This window comes from Rhodoferax potami (assembly GCF_032193805.1).
GTDB lineage: Bacteria > Pseudomonadota > Gammaproteobacteria > Burkholderiales > Burkholderiaceae_C > Allorhodoferax > Allorhodoferax potami_A.
This window is the reverse complement of sequence record NZ_JAVBIK010000001.1, coordinates 642,452-657,677: the sequence shown is the minus strand read 5'-3', so window position 1 is coordinate 657,677 and position 15,226 is coordinate 642,452. Positions and strand designations below refer to the sequence as shown.

At 58.6% G+C, this 15,226-nt stretch carries 15 protein-coding genes; 6 read left to right on the top strand and 9 right to left on the bottom strand.

Annotated features, from left to right (window positions below; genetic code table 11):
* Window positions 1–1,002 (bottom strand): MBL fold metallo-hydrolase, encoded by a 1,002-nt coding sequence (locus RAE19_RS03105; protein WP_313873544.1) that lies wholly within the window; start codon window positions 1,000–1,002, stop codon window positions 1–3.
* Window positions 1,003–1,372: 370 nt separating this feature from the next.
* Here RAE19_RS03105 and RAE19_RS03100 point away from each other — a divergent pair, with 370 nt between their 5' ends.
* Window positions 1,373–2,386 (top strand): M14 family zinc carboxypeptidase, encoded by a 1,014-nt coding sequence (locus RAE19_RS03100; protein WP_313873543.1) that lies wholly within the window; start codon window positions 1,373–1,375, stop codon window positions 2,384–2,386.
* A 2-nt stretch (window positions 2,387–2,388) separates the two neighbouring features.
* Here the strand turns inward: RAE19_RS03100 and RAE19_RS03095 are convergent, their stop codons facing one another.
* Window positions 2,389–3,312: an AEC family transporter gene (locus RAE19_RS03095; protein WP_313873542.1), complete on the bottom strand. Its 924-nt coding sequence runs from the start codon at window positions 3,310–3,312 to the stop codon at window positions 2,389–2,391.
* Between the two features lie 108 nt (window positions 3,313–3,420).
* Here RAE19_RS03095 and RAE19_RS03090 point away from each other — a divergent pair, with 108 nt between their 5' ends.
* Both RAE19_RS03090 and xerD read left to right on the top strand, forming a co-directional pair.
* The gene (locus RAE19_RS03090) at window positions 3,421–4,386 is read left to right on the top strand and encodes a tripartite tricarboxylate transporter substrate binding protein BugE (protein WP_313873541.1); all 966 of its coding nucleotides are present in this window, start codon (window positions 3,421–3,423) and stop codon (window positions 4,384–4,386) included.
* Complete coding sequence (gene xerD / locus RAE19_RS03085; RefSeq protein ID WP_430962561.1) at window positions 4,383–5,282, top strand: site-specific tyrosine recombinase XerD; 900 nt, start codon at window positions 4,383–4,385, stop codon at window positions 5,280–5,282. The genes RAE19_RS03090 and xerD overlap by 4 nt, the downstream gene beginning before the upstream one ends.
* A 34-nt stretch (window positions 5,283–5,316) precedes the next feature.
* On the opposite strand, the gene RAE19_RS03080 is transcribed toward xerD, so the two are convergent.
* Complete coding sequence (locus tag RAE19_RS03080) at window positions 5,317–6,567, bottom strand: EAL and HDOD domain-containing protein (RefSeq protein ID WP_313873539.1); 1,251 nt, start codon at window positions 6,565–6,567, stop codon at window positions 5,317–5,319.
* A gap of 66 nt (window positions 6,568–6,633) precedes the next feature.
* Window positions 6,634–7,482, bottom strand: a complete 849-nt coding sequence (locus RAE19_RS03075; RefSeq protein WP_313873538.1) for a ferritin-like domain-containing protein — start codon at window positions 7,480–7,482, stop codon at window positions 6,634–6,636.
* Window positions 7,483–7,517: 35 nt separating this feature from the next.
* Between RAE19_RS03075 and RAE19_RS03070 the strand changes: the two genes are divergently transcribed.
* On the top strand, window positions 7,518–8,042 hold the full coding sequence (locus tag RAE19_RS03070) for a gamma carbonic anhydrase family protein (protein WP_313873537.1): 525 nt from the start codon (window positions 7,518–7,520) through the stop codon (window positions 8,040–8,042).
* Between the two features lie 42 nt (window positions 8,043–8,084).
* On the top strand, window positions 8,085–9,074 hold the full coding sequence (locus RAE19_RS03065; protein ID WP_313873536.1) for an Hsp33 family molecular chaperone HslO: 990 nt from the start codon (window positions 8,085–8,087) through the stop codon (window positions 9,072–9,074).
* Here RAE19_RS03065 and RAE19_RS03060 read toward each other — a convergent pair.
* The 5 genes from RAE19_RS03060 to RAE19_RS03040 all read right to left on the bottom strand — a co-directional run bounded on the left by RAE19_RS03060 (window position 9,071) and on the right by RAE19_RS03040 (window position 13,884).
* The gene (locus RAE19_RS03060; protein ID WP_313873535.1) at window positions 9,071–9,703 is read right to left on the bottom strand and encodes an ATP-binding protein; all 633 of its coding nucleotides are present in this window, start codon (window positions 9,701–9,703) and stop codon (window positions 9,071–9,073) included. The two genes, RAE19_RS03065 and RAE19_RS03060, sit on opposite strands and share 4 nt — an antisense overlap.
* Window positions 9,704–9,714: 11 nt before the next feature.
* Complete coding sequence (locus RAE19_RS03055; RefSeq protein ID WP_313873534.1) at window positions 9,715–9,990, bottom strand: septum formation initiator family protein; 276 nt, start codon at window positions 9,988–9,990, stop codon at window positions 9,715–9,717.
* A gap of 26 nt (window positions 9,991–10,016) precedes the next feature.
* Window positions 10,017–11,300 carry a phosphopyruvate hydratase gene (gene eno / locus RAE19_RS03050; RefSeq protein ID WP_296507956.1) on the bottom strand — a complete coding sequence of 428 codons (1,284 nt, stop codon included), beginning with the start codon at window positions 11,298–11,300 and terminating at the stop codon, window positions 10,017–10,019.
* A gap of 62 nt (window positions 11,301–11,362) precedes the next feature.
* Entirely contained in the window at window positions 11,363–12,217 is an 855-nt protein-coding gene (gene kdsA / locus RAE19_RS03045; protein WP_313873533.1) for a 3-deoxy-8-phosphooctulonate synthase, read from the bottom strand.
* Entirely contained in the window at window positions 12,217–13,884 is a 1,668-nt protein-coding gene (locus tag RAE19_RS03040) for a CTP synthase (RefSeq protein WP_313876163.1), read from the bottom strand. The genes kdsA and RAE19_RS03040 overlap by 1 nt, the downstream gene beginning before the upstream one ends.
* A 118-nt stretch (window positions 13,885–14,002) precedes the next feature.
* On the opposite strand from RAE19_RS03040, the gene coaBC reads away from it, so the two are divergent.
* Entirely contained in the window at window positions 14,003–15,220 is a 1,218-nt protein-coding gene (gene coaBC, locus RAE19_RS03035; protein WP_313873532.1) for a bifunctional phosphopantothenoylcysteine decarboxylase/phosphopantothenate--cysteine ligase CoaBC, read from the top strand.
* Window positions 15,221–15,226: the final 6 nt, after the last annotated feature.

Here is a 15,226-nt window from a genome sequence, read left to right as displayed (position 1 = left end):
TCAGCGCGGCAGGCCGTCAAACACGTCCATCGGTGTCCAAGCGGCCGGCAAGCGGATGTTGACGCCTTCCGCGGCGCCCTGGCGCTCCAGGAACGCCATGGACGCCTCAAAGTCGTCTAGAGGGCGGGGCATGGGCTGCATGGGTTGTGTGGAGGGAATCCAGAAATCGTCCCAATGGATGGGGATGACCCGGCGGGCACCCACGGTGCGCACGGTTTCATTCCAATAGGCGAGTTTGTGTTCGGGGCTGCGCGGGCCCATGGCACCAATCCCGAGCAGCACCACATCGGCGCGCACACCTTGCAGCGCACCGGGCACAAAGCCTGCGGTGCCCGTGATTAACAAGGTGCGGCCCTCGTGCGCTATGTGCATGGCGTAGCTTTGGCCTTCCAGGTAGTCGGTGGCCCGCACAGGGGGCTTTAATGGCTGCTCAATCACGCCCCCGGTAAAGCCGGTGGGGGTGTGCAACGCAGGGTAGAGCGTGACTGTGAACCGGCCGAAGCGGTAGGGTGTGTGGAGCTGTGCCAGCTTCATGCGATCAGGCGGCAGCCCCCAGCCTTGGCCCACCATGAGGGTAGAGCCTGAACCCATCAATAGGGCGCCGGTTTGGCGCGCCACTTCGGGCGCGTCCATGGCATGGTCGTAATGCGAGTGCAGGGGAATCACAGCGGCCAAGCGACTCGCACTCCCGGTAATGCCGGCGCGTTGCAAGCCTTCAGTGATGGCCTGCACGTCGGGCTCCACCTTGCGCAAGAAAACAGTGAGTTTGTCGGGTCGCGAGAAAAATCCGTCCGTCAAAAGAGCCGTCTCGCCGTCGTCCAGCAACACGGTGGCAACGCCCAAAAAACGGACTTTGAGTGGCGCAAGCGGCGCGGAGGCGGTGGGCCAACGCAAAGACTTAACGCCTTCCATACCGGGTGGGTGGCTCAGTAGCCAAGCCAGTGTGCTGGCTCCGATTGCCAGGCACGCCACCAAGGTGCCAAGGATCCATTTGATACGCATACGCCCAGTCTAGGCGCTACGCGCTGGTCCGGCTATCGGGTGTTGCGCTGCAAAGCCCACCATTCCAACGCGCCTTGTAAAACAGCCATCGTCAGCGCTAACCCTTGGAAGGCCCGGCGACGCATCGCCGGGGTACCGCGCCGCGTCATACCTCGATCAACGCGATGGGGGCTAGCCACTCATCGTCGAACAATTCATCCAACAGTCGTTGCAAGCCCAGCAGTTTGAGGATCATGACAGCTCCCGGTTACGTTTTGCTGAAATGAATTTAGGTCTTTTGTGTGACGCTTTGATGGCAGTGTGGTGGACGCGCCGCAGGGCTTTGAAAGCGTGTCTTGGGCCGCTAAGCTCGTGAGTAACAGGAGACTTTGTGCCATCCACCAACTTGCCCGCGCTGGCAGAACTCGACCGGATATTGCAGCTTGCAGGTGATCGCGTGGAGGTGCGTGTGATGCACCAAGTCGCATCCGAGAGTGGGGCCTTGCCGGTCTATGCGATTGCCATGGGGAACCCGTCCCCCGAGGTGCCCGCCATTGGTTTTTTTGGCGGGGTGCATGGGCTGGAGCGCATTGGTACCGAGGTGGTGCTCGCCTTTCTGGCCAGTTTGGTCCAGCGCATGGCGTGGGACCATACCTTGCACCAGCAATTGCAAACCATGCGCATGGTGTTCATGCCCCTGGTCAATCCGGGGGGGATGCTACGGGGCACGCGGGCCAACCCCGCAGGTGTAGATCTGATGCGCAATGCCCCGATCGACGCCCTAGAGCCGGTGCCCGCGTGGGTTGGTGGCCAGCGTGTCAGTGCCAAGCTGCCGTGGTACCGCGGTGCGCTCGCAGCGCCCATGCAGCCCGAAGCCCAGGCGCTGTGCGATGTGGTGGAGTCGGAACTGACGCACCGCGCATTCAGCATCTCCATCGACTGCCATTCCGGCTTCGGGGTGCGGGACCGCTTGTGGTTTCCGTATGCGCACACGCGCCAGCCCATCACGCATCTGGCAGAAATGTATGTGCTGCAGCGCATGTACCGGCAGAGTTACAGCCACCACCCCTACGTGTTTGAGCCGCAAAGCCTGCAGTACCTGACCCATGGCGATTTGTGGGACCACTTGCACACCCGACTGGAAGATCCCACCCGGCAGGTGTTTCTGCCCTTGACACTCGAGATGGGTTCTTGGCTTTGGATTAAAAAAAATCCCCGGCAACTATTCAGCCGCTATGGAATTTTTAATCCTTTGATCGGGCACCGCCAGGAGCGGGTGTTACGGCGCCATATGGCGCTGTTGGATTTCGTCTCGCGTGCCGCCTGCAGCGCGCCGAGCTGGTTGCCCCAAGGCAGCTACCGCCATGCGATGCACGCCGAGGCCTTGCAGCGCTGGTACGAGTAAGGTTACAGCCCGCGCAACACACCTAGCGCAAACGGCAAACTCACTACACCCAGCAGGGTGGAGAGCGTCACCAGGCCCGCCACATAGGCGCCGTCATAGCCCATGCGTGCTGCCAAAACATAGCAGCTAGAAGCGGTGGGCAAGGCGGAAAATGCCAGCAAAATTGTTGTTTGCGTTGGGTCCAGGCCGAAGAGCTTGGAAACCCCCCACGCCATGGCGGGCGTAATGACATGGCGGATGGCCAGTACCGCCACTGCCAAGGTCTTGGCCCGTGCCAATGCGCCGAATTGCATTCCTGCGCCGGCCGCCATCAGGCCCATCGCCAGAGAGGCCGCGCCCAAACGGGTCACCGTCGGCTCCAGCCACACCGGCATTTGAAAGCCCAGCAGGTTGCTGATCAGCCCTCCGACCGTCGCAATGATGAGCGGGTTGCGGACCAGCTCACTGAGAAAACTCCGTTGGGCATGCCGCGCCATCGGCCACACAGCCGCCACATTGAACAAAGGCACACAGACCCCGATCAGCACCGCAATCAGCTGCAGACCCTGCGGGCCCGCCAAGCGCTCAGCAATTGCCAGGCCGATAAAGGAGTTGAAGCGGAAGGCGATCTGCGCACTCGCAGCGTGGTCCGGGCCGCTGATATGGCGTCGCAACCCGGGCAGGTGGGGCAACGCATAAGCCAGGCCGATAGCCGCGACCCCGAGTGCCCAGCCTGCGCCCATCAGCCGCGAGGCGACTTGCAGATCCAGCGGACTTTTGACGATGGAGTGAAACAACAGAACCGGAAACAGCAGGTAGTACACCAAGGCCTCGACCTTTTCCCACAGGGGGCGGTTGAGCTGGGTGTAGCGGCAGACCAGGTAGCCGAGGAGGATGAGCGAAAAGTCGGGGAAAAGTAGCTGGGCGTAATTCACGCGGGTGAGCATATCAGCAGCCTAATGGTTCCACCGCATAGACCCGCGCCCTTGTGTCGCAGTACCATCGCGGCAGAGCACACTCGCCGGGTTTGCTTGGCTTCTTTTTATGGAGACTACATGTTGAAACGTCGTTTGATTCTGGCCTGCAGCCTGGTCGCTGCCTCTGGTGTGAGCATGGCCCAGACCTACCCCAATAAATTGATCAAGTTGCAGGTGCCGTTTGCTCCCGGCGGCACCACCGACATCATTGCCCGCATCATTGCCGACCCGCTGGGCAAAGTGTTGGGCCAGAGCGTCATTGTGGAAAACAAGGCTGGTGGTGGCGGTGTAGTCGGAGCTAACGAAACTGCCAAATCAACACCCGATGGTTATTCGCTGGGTATTGCCACCGTGTCTACGGTGGCTGCCAACCCTGCCATTAACCCGAAAAACCCCTACAACCCGCTCACCGATTTCTCGCCCATCATCAACATCGCGGCCACGCCCAATGTGATCGCGGTGCACCCCACGTTCCCAGCCAAAGACTACAAAGCGTTTTTGGCTGAGATCAAAAAGAACCCAGGCAAGTATTCCTACGCATCCTCTGGCACCGGCGGTATCGGCCACATGCAGACGGAGTTGTTCAAGAGCTTGACCGGCGCTTTCATCACCCACATTCCCTACCGCGGTGCAGGCCCGGCACTGAATGACACCGTGGGAGGGCAAGTGCCCCTGATTTTCGACAATCTGCCATCCGCATTGCCGTTTATCAATTCCAACAAGTTGGTCCCCATCGTGGTGGCTGCTCCCCAGCGCTTGAGCCAGTTGCCCAACGTGCCCACCTTCAAAGAGGTGGGGCTGGAGCCTGTGAACCGCATGGCTTTTTATGGCATCTACGGCCCCAAAGGCTTGCCCAAAGACGTGATTGACAAAATCAATGCTGGCGTGAAAAAAGTGCTGGAGGACCCCGCGGTGCGCAAACGCATTGAGGACACCGGCTCCCTGGTGGTGGGCAATTCACCCGAGCAGTTTGCAGAGCAGATCAAAGCGGAGTTCGAGGTCTACAAAAAGGTCGTGGACTCTGCCAAGCTGCGTCTGGACTGATCATGGAAGACACCGCATCGGTGGATGCATTCATCGATGCGTTGTGGCTCGAAGAGGGCCTCTCGAAGAACACCTTGGAGGCCTACCGGCGAGATCTCCGCTTGTTTGCGGCCTCGCTCAAGGGGCGGCCGCTGGTGCAAACCCAAGAGCATGATGTGCAGGCCTATTTTGCGGCCCGGCATGCCGAAACCAAAGCGACCACGGCCAACCGGCGGCTGACTGTTTTCAAGCGCTACTTTCGCTGGGCTTTACGCGAAAAGCATATTGCCCAAGACCCGACTCTCAAGCTGCAGGCTGCCAAGCAGGCACTGCGGGTTCCCAAAACCCTGAGCGAAGCGCAAGTAGAAGCGCTTTTGAATTCGCCGGACACCGGTGAGGCACTGGGCATCAGAGACAAGACCATGTTGGAGCTGATGTACGCCAGTGGACTGCGCGTGAGCGAGCTGGTGGCTCTGCGTATGACGCAGCTCGGACTCAATGAGGGTGTCCTGCGGGTCGTAGGCAAGGGCTCCAAAGAGCGTTTGGTACCTTTTGGTGAGGTGGCGGGGCTCTGGTTGCAGCGTTACCTGAAAGGGCCGCGCGCAGAGCTTTTGGCCGGACGACAAAGCGAAGATGTGTTTGTAACTGTGCGTGGTGCCAAGGCGGGCAGCGCGATGTCACGCATCATGTTTTGGGGGCTCGTGAAGCGCTATGCGCTGATGGCAGGTATCCGCAGCCCGATGTCACCGCACACCCTGCGGCATGCATTTGCTACCCATTTGCTTAACCATGGGGCGGATCTACGCGCCGTGCAGATGCTTTTGGGCCATGCCGACATCTCCACTACGACCATTTACACCCACGTGGCCCGGGATCGGTTGGCTGCGCTACACGCTCAGCACCACCCTCGCGGGTAGTGGCTCGGGGAGCCCGGGGTGGGCGTGGTCCCGCTCAGGTCTCACCCAATGTCTCTGCCCACGCCAAGGCTTGCAAATGGGCCCAGTTGATTTGTTTTTCAGTCAGTTGCAAGGCCTGGGCACTCTGGGCAAAGGCCTCGTCATCGCCTGATTCGCAAGCGAGGGTGAGCGTGAGGTAGTGCGCAAGGGGCCCGCTCCGGTGGAGCAAAGCCTGCGTCACACTGTCCGGCAGGGTGAGGTTGGCCAACGCGGTCTCGAGCGGCATACCCAGCATGCTGTCGAGCAAGGAGAAGATGCCCACGACAAACGCGTGGTCGCAGTCATCGGCGGGGAGTGCCTCTGCCGCCAGCAATTCCATCAAGCGGCCGCGAACCACCGCGGTGGTTCCGATCGCGGGCGCAGCGCCGCTCAGCGTCGATGTGGTCAGCAACAAGGCGGCCCATTTGAAGAGTCGTTGCAACCCCAGCAGCATGACTGCGTGCTTGAAAGAAGAAACCTCGGTCCGGAGGCCGAATCCTGCAGAGTTGATAAAGCGCAGCAGGTTAAAAGAGAGGGTCGGGTCCCGCTTCAAGACTTCTTCAATCTCTGCGGTACTGGCCTGCTTGCGAACAAGGTTGATCAGCTGCAGGATTGTGGCTTGACCCGGGCGCATGCTTTGCCCCTCGACCAAGGTGGCCCGGGCGAACCAGTCGCCCTGAAACAAGCCGACTCCCAGCTCTTTGAGTTGAAGGTACTGGGTCTGGGTCGATACTTTTTCTGCAACGAGATGGGCTTGCGTCTTCGCTTGCGCCAAGCGGATGAACGAAGTGATGGTCGCAGACTTCAAAACGACCGTGTCGAACTTGATATAGGCAGCCAAAGGCAGCCACTCTTCATAGGGCTGGGTCAACACGGAGTAGTCGAACGCCAGCCGAAAGCCGCGCGCATGCAGGGCTCGCAGGGTCGGTAGTCGTAGCTGGATTTGATCTATTTGGGACAGCGGCACCGCAGGAATTTGCAAAACATAGTGTTCCGGCGCAATCAAGTCGACATGGCCCGCTGCGAGGCTGTCGAGCGTGCAATTGACAAAGAGCAGGGCCTTGCCAACGAGCGTTTCACTCTCGGCCATGGACAGCAAGTTAAACAGCATTTGGGCATCGGATGACGCCGTGTGCTCACCCTTTTGGACGCTGCGATTGAAAAGTTCATACCCAACCACGGCTTGGTTCTTGTCGACGATCGCTTGTCGGGCAATCGAGACAGAGGCGGCGCCGGGGTTGGCAAAGGCATTTTCGGTGGGGTACATCAAGCAGCCGGAGAGCCGGCACAGAGAATAGTTAATTCGATTCTAGGGGGTGTATGCTGCGTTGGACTAGGCTACATCGAGCCCAGCTTCGAGTCCAAACTCGAGCCCTATAGCGAGCCCGGCATCGATATCCAGCCGTCGCATTTCGGTGGGGGTAAAGCCTGCTGCTTTGCGAGCTGCGTAATTAAACGGTGGTTTGGGCCGCGGTGCCGCATACCGCACCGCTGCTTGCGCATAAAACGCATCTGCATCCAACTTGTGTTGGGCGCAGAGCCAGTGGTACCAGCGGTTCCCGGTAGCGACGTGGCCCACTTCCTCTGCCAGGATGATGTCCAGAATAGCGCGCGCCTCCAGAGCCGCCGCAGTGCCGACCTTGGCGAGTTTGGATTGAATGAGTGGCGTCGCATCCAGTCCGCGGGCTTCCATGGTGCGCGGCACCAGTGCCATCCGGGCAGCGATGTCAGGCGCGGTGTTTTGGCAGATCGTCCACAGCCCGGTATGTGCGGGAAAGTCGCCATACGCATAGCCCAGTGCCTTCAGGTGTCCGGACAGTAGGGTGAAGTGCTGGGCTTCTTCCGCCGCCACAGTCGCCCAGTCTCTATAAAACGCCTCTGGCATGTTGTCGTAACGCCAAATGCAATCCAAAGCGAGGTTGATGGCATTGAATTCAATGTGCGCGATCGAATGCATCAACGCTGCATGCCCTGCAGGTGTGAAGGGCGAGCGGCGGGGAACGTCTTTGGGATCCACGAGTTCCGGGCGAGTCGGTTGCCCCGGAGCGTCAGGGGGTGTGAAGTGGCGCTTTGCGTCTACGACGAATGCCGGATCACCAGACTGCAACTCCAAAGCCAGTTGCGCTTTGTGCTCCGGCACACTGGCTTGAAAGGCCTTGAGGGCGTGTTCTCTAAGTTCCATCCTTACAATTCTAGTTTTGCGCTGTGGGGACTCTGATGGCGGTTTATGAACTTGATGGCATAGCGCCTCAGCTTTCTGAGGGTGTTTGGATCGCAGACAGCGCCGAAGTCATGGGCGCTGTTGAAATTGGCGCAGATGCCAATATATGGTTCGGAGCCGTAGTGCGCGGAGACACGGAAACGATCCGCATCGGTGCAGGAACCAATATCCAGGACGCCAGCGTGCTGCATGCAGACATGGGCAAGCCTTTGACCATTGGCGACAACGTCACGGTGGGGCATCAAGTCATGTTGCATGGTTGCACTATCGGTGATGGCTCTTTGATCGGTATCGGTGCGGTGGTCCTTAACGGTGCTCGCATCGGCAAAGGCTGTTTGGTGGGTGCGGGTGCTTTGGTTACCGAGGGAAAAGAATTTCCTGACGGCAGCATGATCATCGGCAGTCCTGCCAAAGCCGTGCGGGAGTTGACCGAAGCACAGCAACAAGCGTTGGTCGCCAGTGCCAAGCATTACGTTGAAAACGCGCGACGCTTCAGGTCCGGCCTGAAGAAAATCGCTTAGTTATCCGCCCCGCAAGGGGCCTGTTTTTTTTGGAGAAGGTGCATGTCTGAACTGCACAAGTTTTTATTTGATGGCTTACCGGTTCGGGGCGCCATCGTGCGTCTGACGGACACCTGGCAAGAGATTTTGCGGCGACGCGCTTCCAGCACGGAGCATGGCGCCTACCCGGAGCCCGTGCAAAGCCTGTTAGGTGAGATTACGGCAGCGGCGACCTTGATGCAGTCCAACATCAAGTTTGACGGTGCGCTCGTCCTGCAAATTTTTGGTGATGGCCCGGTCAAGCTGGCGGTCACCGAGATCCAGCCTGACTTCAAGGTTCGCTCTACCGCCACTATTGCGGGAGACATTGCTCCTGACATGCTGTTGAGCCAGATGGTGAACGCGCAAAACGAAGGGCGTTGTGCGATTACCCTGGACCCCACCACCAAGTTTCCTGGTCAACAGCCTTACCAGGGTGTCGTGCCCTTGTTTGATGACAGTGGCAAGCCGTTAGAGCGCATCAGCGAGGTCTTGGAGCACTACATGCTGCAAAGCGAGCAGTTGGATACCACGCTGGTATTGGCCGCCAACGACAAGGTGGCGGCGGGTCTGCTGATCCAGCGCTTGCCGATGCAAGGGGAGGGGAATCTCTCAGGCAGCATGGTGTCCAAAGAGAACGAGGATGAAATCGGCCTGAACGAGCACTACAACCGCATTTCCATTCTGGCCAAGAGCCTGAAAAGTGAAGAGTTACTGGAGCTGGATGTCGACACAATTCTTCGACGTCTTTTTTGGGAAGAGCCTTTGACCCGGTTTGAACCCTTGGTGGGCGAGACTGCGCCGCGTTTTAGCTGCAATTGCAGCCGTGAGCGTGTGGGCAAAATGATCGTCGGTCTCGGGCGCGAAGAGGCTGCCAGCATTTTGGCGGAACGTAGCGATATCGAAGTCGCTTGCGAGTTCTGCGGTGTGCAGTACCGGTTTGACCCGGTGGATGCTGCTCAGTTGTTCACCGATGCGGTCCAATTGCAGCAGGGGCCTTCAGGCACCCACTAGCGGCCTAGCAAAGACCTGAAGAGGCTGTGTTCACAGGCCGCGTCGGAACACTTCTCACATTGGCCAAGCCAACGTGCGTATTGCTCGGCGGCCTGGCGCTCGTCTTCCATCTGGTCGGGCAACACGATACGCAAGGCAGCCTTGAGCCGCAAGGAGCCTTTGCCCCATACCATCGAATAGGCAATGTCGTGTTCCTGCAAGACCGTTTGCAGGCGCTGATGGACCCGCTGTTGCCCTGCAGGGCTGTCGCGTTGGTAGCCATCTTCCACCCAAGGCAAGTCCAGACCCATGACCAGAACATGCGAGTAGGTGCGCAGGTCCGCGAGAGCTTCGGTGTAGAGGCTCATGTCTTGGAAAAGCACATCGCTGTAAATGGCCGTCATCATGGCCGTGGTGTCACAAACCACGGCCACCCCATGGGGCGCGGCAACACGGCGTGTTTGCTCCATGGCAATGCCTGCTTGTTCGTCGGGGCGGGGTGTTCTTTGGTGCAGATCACACCATTCGCGCAAATATTCTGAGACAGTAACTGCTTGGGTGCCGGCGGCTTGGAGCGCGAGCGTCAAATCGTGCGCGAGGGTACTTTTGCCGGTCGATTCTGCGCCGAGAATCGCTATTTTCATACCCATGGCTATCGAGCTCAGCGGGCAATCTGAACGTAAATCTCGTTCGCCTTCACCATGCCCAATTCAGAGCGTGCTTTCTCTTCGACTATTTCCAGGCCTTCTTTCAGGTCGTGGATTTCAGCTTCGAGGCGCTCATTGGCTTGGAGTGCCTGCGCGTTGAGCTGTTTTTGTTCTTCTAGTTGTTTGGACAGTCGAGCGACGTCCGGAATGCTTCCACGACCGAACCACAGCTGACCATGCAGGATCAGCAGCAGTGCAATCAACATGACAGGGACCCAGCGGTTACCCATGGCAGTGGTTCGGTCGATGGAGAGGCTTAACGCAGGTTGTAGAAAGCTGCGCGGCCGGGGTACACGGCCACATCACCCAAGTCTTCTTCGATACGGAGCAACTGGTTGTACTTGGCCATACGGTCGGAACGGCTCAGGGAACCGGTCTTGATTTGGCCGGCATTGGTGCCCACCGCGATATCAGAGATGGTGGAGTCTTCAGTTTCGCCCGAGCGGTGGCTGATGACGGCGGTGTAGCCGGCACGCTTGGCCATTTCGATGGCGGCGAAAGTTTCAGACAAAGTGCCGATCTGGTTGATCTTGATCAGGATCGAGTTGGCAATGCCTTTGTCGATGCCTTCTTTCAAGATCTTGGTGTTGGTCACGAACAAGTCGTCACCCACGATTTGCACCTTGGCACCCAAACGGTCGGTCAATACTTTCCAGCCGTCCCAGTCGCCTTCAGCCATGCCGTCTTCGATGCTGATGATGGGGTACTTGTCGACCCAGGTGGCCAACATGTCGGTCCACTCTTGGGCGGTCAGGCTCAGGCCTTCACCTTCGAGTTCGTATTTGCCGTCTTTGTAGAACTCAGAAGCGGCGCAATCCAAGCCGAGAGCGATTTGCTCGCCTGCGACGTAACCAGCCTTGTCGATGGCTTGCAGAATCATCTGGATCGCGGCTTCATGGTTTGCCACGTTGGGGGCAAAACCGCCTTCGTCGCCCACTGCCGTGCTGATGCCCTGGTCGTGCAGGATTTTCTTGAGCGCGTGGAACACTTCAGCACCCCAGCGCAGGGCTTCGCGGAAGCTGGGTGCGCCCACGGGGATGATCATCAACTCTTGCAGATCAAGGTTGTTGTTGGCGTGTTCGCCACCGTTCATGACGTTCATCATGGGAACGGGCATTTGCACGCTGCCCATGCCGCCGAAGTAACGGTACAAAGGCAAGCCTGCCTCTTCAGCGGCAGCGCGGGCTACGGCCATGGAGACAGCCAACATCGCGTTGGCGCCCAAGCGGGATTTGTTTTCGGTGCCGTCCAAGTCAATCAATGTCTTGTCCAGGAAAGCTTGCTCGGAAGCGTCGAGGCCCAATACGGCTTCGGAGATTTCAGTGTTGATGTGCTCAACTGCTTTCAACACACCTTTGCCGAGGTAGCGCTTCTTGTCGCCATCACGCAGCTCAATGGCTTCGCGGGAACCAGTGGATGCGCCGGAGGGCACAGCCGCACGGCCCATGGTGCCGGATTCCAGCAGCACGTCGCATTCAACGGTAGGGTTGCCGCGAGAGTCAAGAATCTCTCGGCCGACGATGTCAACAATTGCGCTCATTAGTTTCTTTCCAGTTCAAAAACACACAAACAAAAAAACGTCAAATCCCATCTTGCCGCCGATTACTGGAAGTTGTCTTCCAGCAACGGGGTTTTTTTGGTTACGGAATCCAGTGCGACCAAAGTTTCCAACAACGCTTTCATATGGCGCAGTGGCACGGCATTGGGGCCGTCAGACCAAGCTTCTGCGGGGCGTGGATGAGTCTCCATAAAGAGTCCTGCCACACCGGCAGCCACACCGGCGCGTGCCAACACAGGCACCATGTCACGCGCGCCACCACTGCTGCCGCCCAAGCCGCCAGGCTTTTGCACAGAGTGGGTCACGTCGAAAACCACTGGGGCGCCTGACTTCCGCATCTCGGCCAAGCTGGTCATGTCCGCCACCAAGTTGTTGTAGCCAAAGCTCACACCGCGCTCGCAAGCCAGGAAGCGGTCAGGAGAGAGGCCGACTTCTTCCGCAGCAGCACGGGCTTTATCGATCACATTCTTCATGTCCCAAGGGGCAAGGAATTGCCCCTTTTTGATGTTCACCGGCTTGCCGCATTGGGCAACTGCACGGATGAAGTCAGTTTGACGGCACAAGAACGCGGGTGTTTGCAACACATCCACCACGCTGGCGACTTCGGCGATATGCGACTCGTCATGCACATCGGTCAAGATGGGCAATTGCAGTTGGCGGCGTACTTCGTCCAGAATTTTCAGTCCGGCATCCAAGCCGACACCACGCTTGCTGGTGCCCGATGAGCGGTTGGCCTTGTCGAACGAGCCCTTGTAAATCAAGGGGATGCCCAAGCTGGCGCATGCCTCTTTGAGTTGCCCCGCCACTTCGATGGACATTTCCAAGCCCTCGATGGAGCAGGTTCCGGCGATCAGGAAAAAGGGACGATCGAGGCCGATCTCAAAATCGCAAAGCTTCATCAGGCAACCGCTTTCAAACTTTTTCCGCCGTTCTGGTGCTCAACGGCCGCTTTGATAAATGCATTGAACAATGGATGGCCGTTCCACGGAGTGGACTTGAACTCCGGGTGGAACTGCACACCCACATACCAAGGGTGAACACTTTCCGGCAGTTCCACGATCTCGGTCAGTTGCTCGCGCTGGGTCAGGGCAGAAATGACGAGGCCCGAAGCCCGAAGGGTGTCGAGGTAGTTCACATTCGCCTCGTAGCGGTGGCGGTGGCGCTCGGTGACGACATCCCCATAGATCTTGTGGGCCAGCGTGTTTTTGGCTACATCAGAGCTTTGTGCGCCCAAGCGCATGGTGCCGCCAAGGTCCGAATTGACATCTCGGGTTTTTATCGTGCCGTCCGCATCTTTCCACTCGGTGATCAAGGCGATCACAGGGTTCGGGCTTTCGGGATCAAATTCGGTGCTGTTGGCATCTGTCAAGCCGGCTACATGCCGGGCGAATTCGATGGTGGCAACCTGCATCCCCAAGCAAATTCCCAAATAGGGCACTTTGTTCTCGCGGGCAAAACGGGCGGTGCTAATCTTGCCTTCAATACCTCGCTTGCCGAAACCGCCGGGTACCAGAATGGCGTCGTATTTCGCCAGTTGGTTGGCCGTGCTGGCTTCGATGGTTTCGGAGTCCACGTGTTCGATTTTGACGCGCACATGGTTTTTCATGCCGGCGTGGCGCAAGGCTTCGTTGACTGATTTGTAGCTGTCAGTCAGGTCCACATACTTGCCGACCATAGCGATGGTGACTTCGCCCTGGGGGTGTTCGGTCGCATACACCAGATCATCCCAGCGCTTAAGGCTGGCAGGTGGTGTGTTCAGGCGGAGCTTGTCGCAAATCAGGCCATCCAGGCCTTGCTCGTGCAACATGCGGGGAACCTTGTAGATGGTGTCCACATCCCACATGGAGATCACGCCCCATTCAGGCACGTTGGAGAACAACGAAATTTTGGCGCGCTCTTCGTCAGGAATCGGGCGATCCGCGCGGCACAAAAGAACATCCGCTTGGATACCGATTTCGCGCAACTGCTTGGCAGTGTGCTGGGTCGGCTTGGTCTTGAGTTCGCCGGCCGCTGCAATCCAGGGGAGGTAGCTCAGGTGGACAAACGCGCTGTTGTTGGGGCCGAGCTTGAGGCTCATTTGGCGCACAGCTTCAAGGAAGGGCAGCGACTCGATGTCGCCCACGGTTCCGCCGATTTCGACAATCGCCACGTCCACCGCATCCGGCTCGCCGAAGCGCGCACCGCGTTTGACGAACTCTTGGATTTCGTTGGTCACATGGGGAATGACCTGGACTGTTTTGCCCAGGTAGTCACCGCGGCGCTCTTTGTCAAGCACGCTTTTGTAAATTTGACCGGTGGTGAAGTTGTTGGTCTTGCGCATGCGCGTTTCAATGAAACGCTCATAGTGGCCAAGATCCAAGTCAGTTTCTGCGCCGTCGTCGGTGACGAACACCTCGCCGTGCTGCAGGGGAGACATGGTCCCGGGGTCAACGTTGAGGTAGGGGTCCAGCTTGATGAGGGTGACTGTCAGGCCCCGCGATTCGAGGATCGCAGCAAGGGAGGCTGAGGCGATTCCCTTTCCAAGGGAAGACACCACACCGCCGGTGACGAAGACAAATTTGGTCATGTCAGGGGCGAACTTGAGGGTTCGATGAGGTGGTAAAGCGAGATTATAGGCGTCTGCTACATTGCGGCGGTCTGCGGCAGCGCCATCGTGCTGTTCGCCATCATGAAATGAGTACGACATGGACCTTTCCGGTAAGCACATTGTTCTGGGTTTGACAGGCGGTATTGCCTGCTACAAGGCGGCTGAGCTGTGCCGTGCGTTGATCAAACAGGGGGCCACCGTGCAGGTCGTGATGACCGAGGCCGCCGCGCAATTCATCACGCCGGTGACCATGCAAGCGCTGAGCAATCGCCCGGTATTTGATTCTCAGTGGGATGCGCGCGAGCACAACAACATGCCGCATATCAACCTGAGTCGCGAGGCCGACGCCATTCTGATTGCGCCCTGCAGCGCCGATTTCATGGCCAAACTGTTGCATGGTCGTGCCGACGATTTGCTGAGTCTGATGTGCCTTGCGCGGCCTATTGAGAGCGTGCCGCTGATCATTGCCCCCGCCATGAACCGGGAGATGTGGGCGCACCCTGCCACCCAGCGCAATCTCGCGCAGCTGCGTGCGGATGGCACCCATGTGTTGGGCGTGGGACATGGCGACCAGGCCTGCGGCGAGACGGGCGACGGGCGCATGCTGGAGCCAGACGAGTTGCTGCAGGAGGTTGTTGCGTTCTTTCAGCCCAAGCGTCTGGCGGGGCAGCATGTGGTGGTCACTGCCGGGCCCACCTTCGAGGCGATTGACCCGGTGCGTGGCATTACCAACCTCTCTAGCGGGAAAATGGGGTTTGCTATTGCCCGTGCTGCGCGCGAGGCGGGGGCTGAGGTGACCTTGATCGCCGGCCCGGTGGCTTTGGCAACGCCTCGCGGCGTTCAGCGGGTCGATGTGAAATCGGCACTTGATATGCACCTAGCCAGCACAGAGCATGCGCAAAGTGCTACTGTTTTTATATCAACGGCTGCTGTGGCGGATTGGCGTCCTGCGACTGCGGCCAACCATAAGCTTAAAAAAGACGGCAGCGGTGCAACGCCGAAACTCGAGTTTGTAGAGAATCCCGACATACTGGCCGATGTGGCCCAAACCGAACGTGCGGTGCGTGGCGATCTCTATTGCGTGGGCTTTGCTGCGGAAAGTCATGATTTATTGGCCCACGCGACGGCAAAGCGACTGCGAAAAAAGGTGCCGCTGCTGGTGGGCAACATCGGTCCCGCGACCTTCGGTCAGGACGACAATGCACTTCTGCTCATCGATGCCGCCGGTTCTACCGAACTGCCTCGTAACTCCAAGCTGCATTTGGCCCGGCAACTCGTTGCCGAAATCGCCAAACGCCTGCACGCTACCTCTTAATCTTTC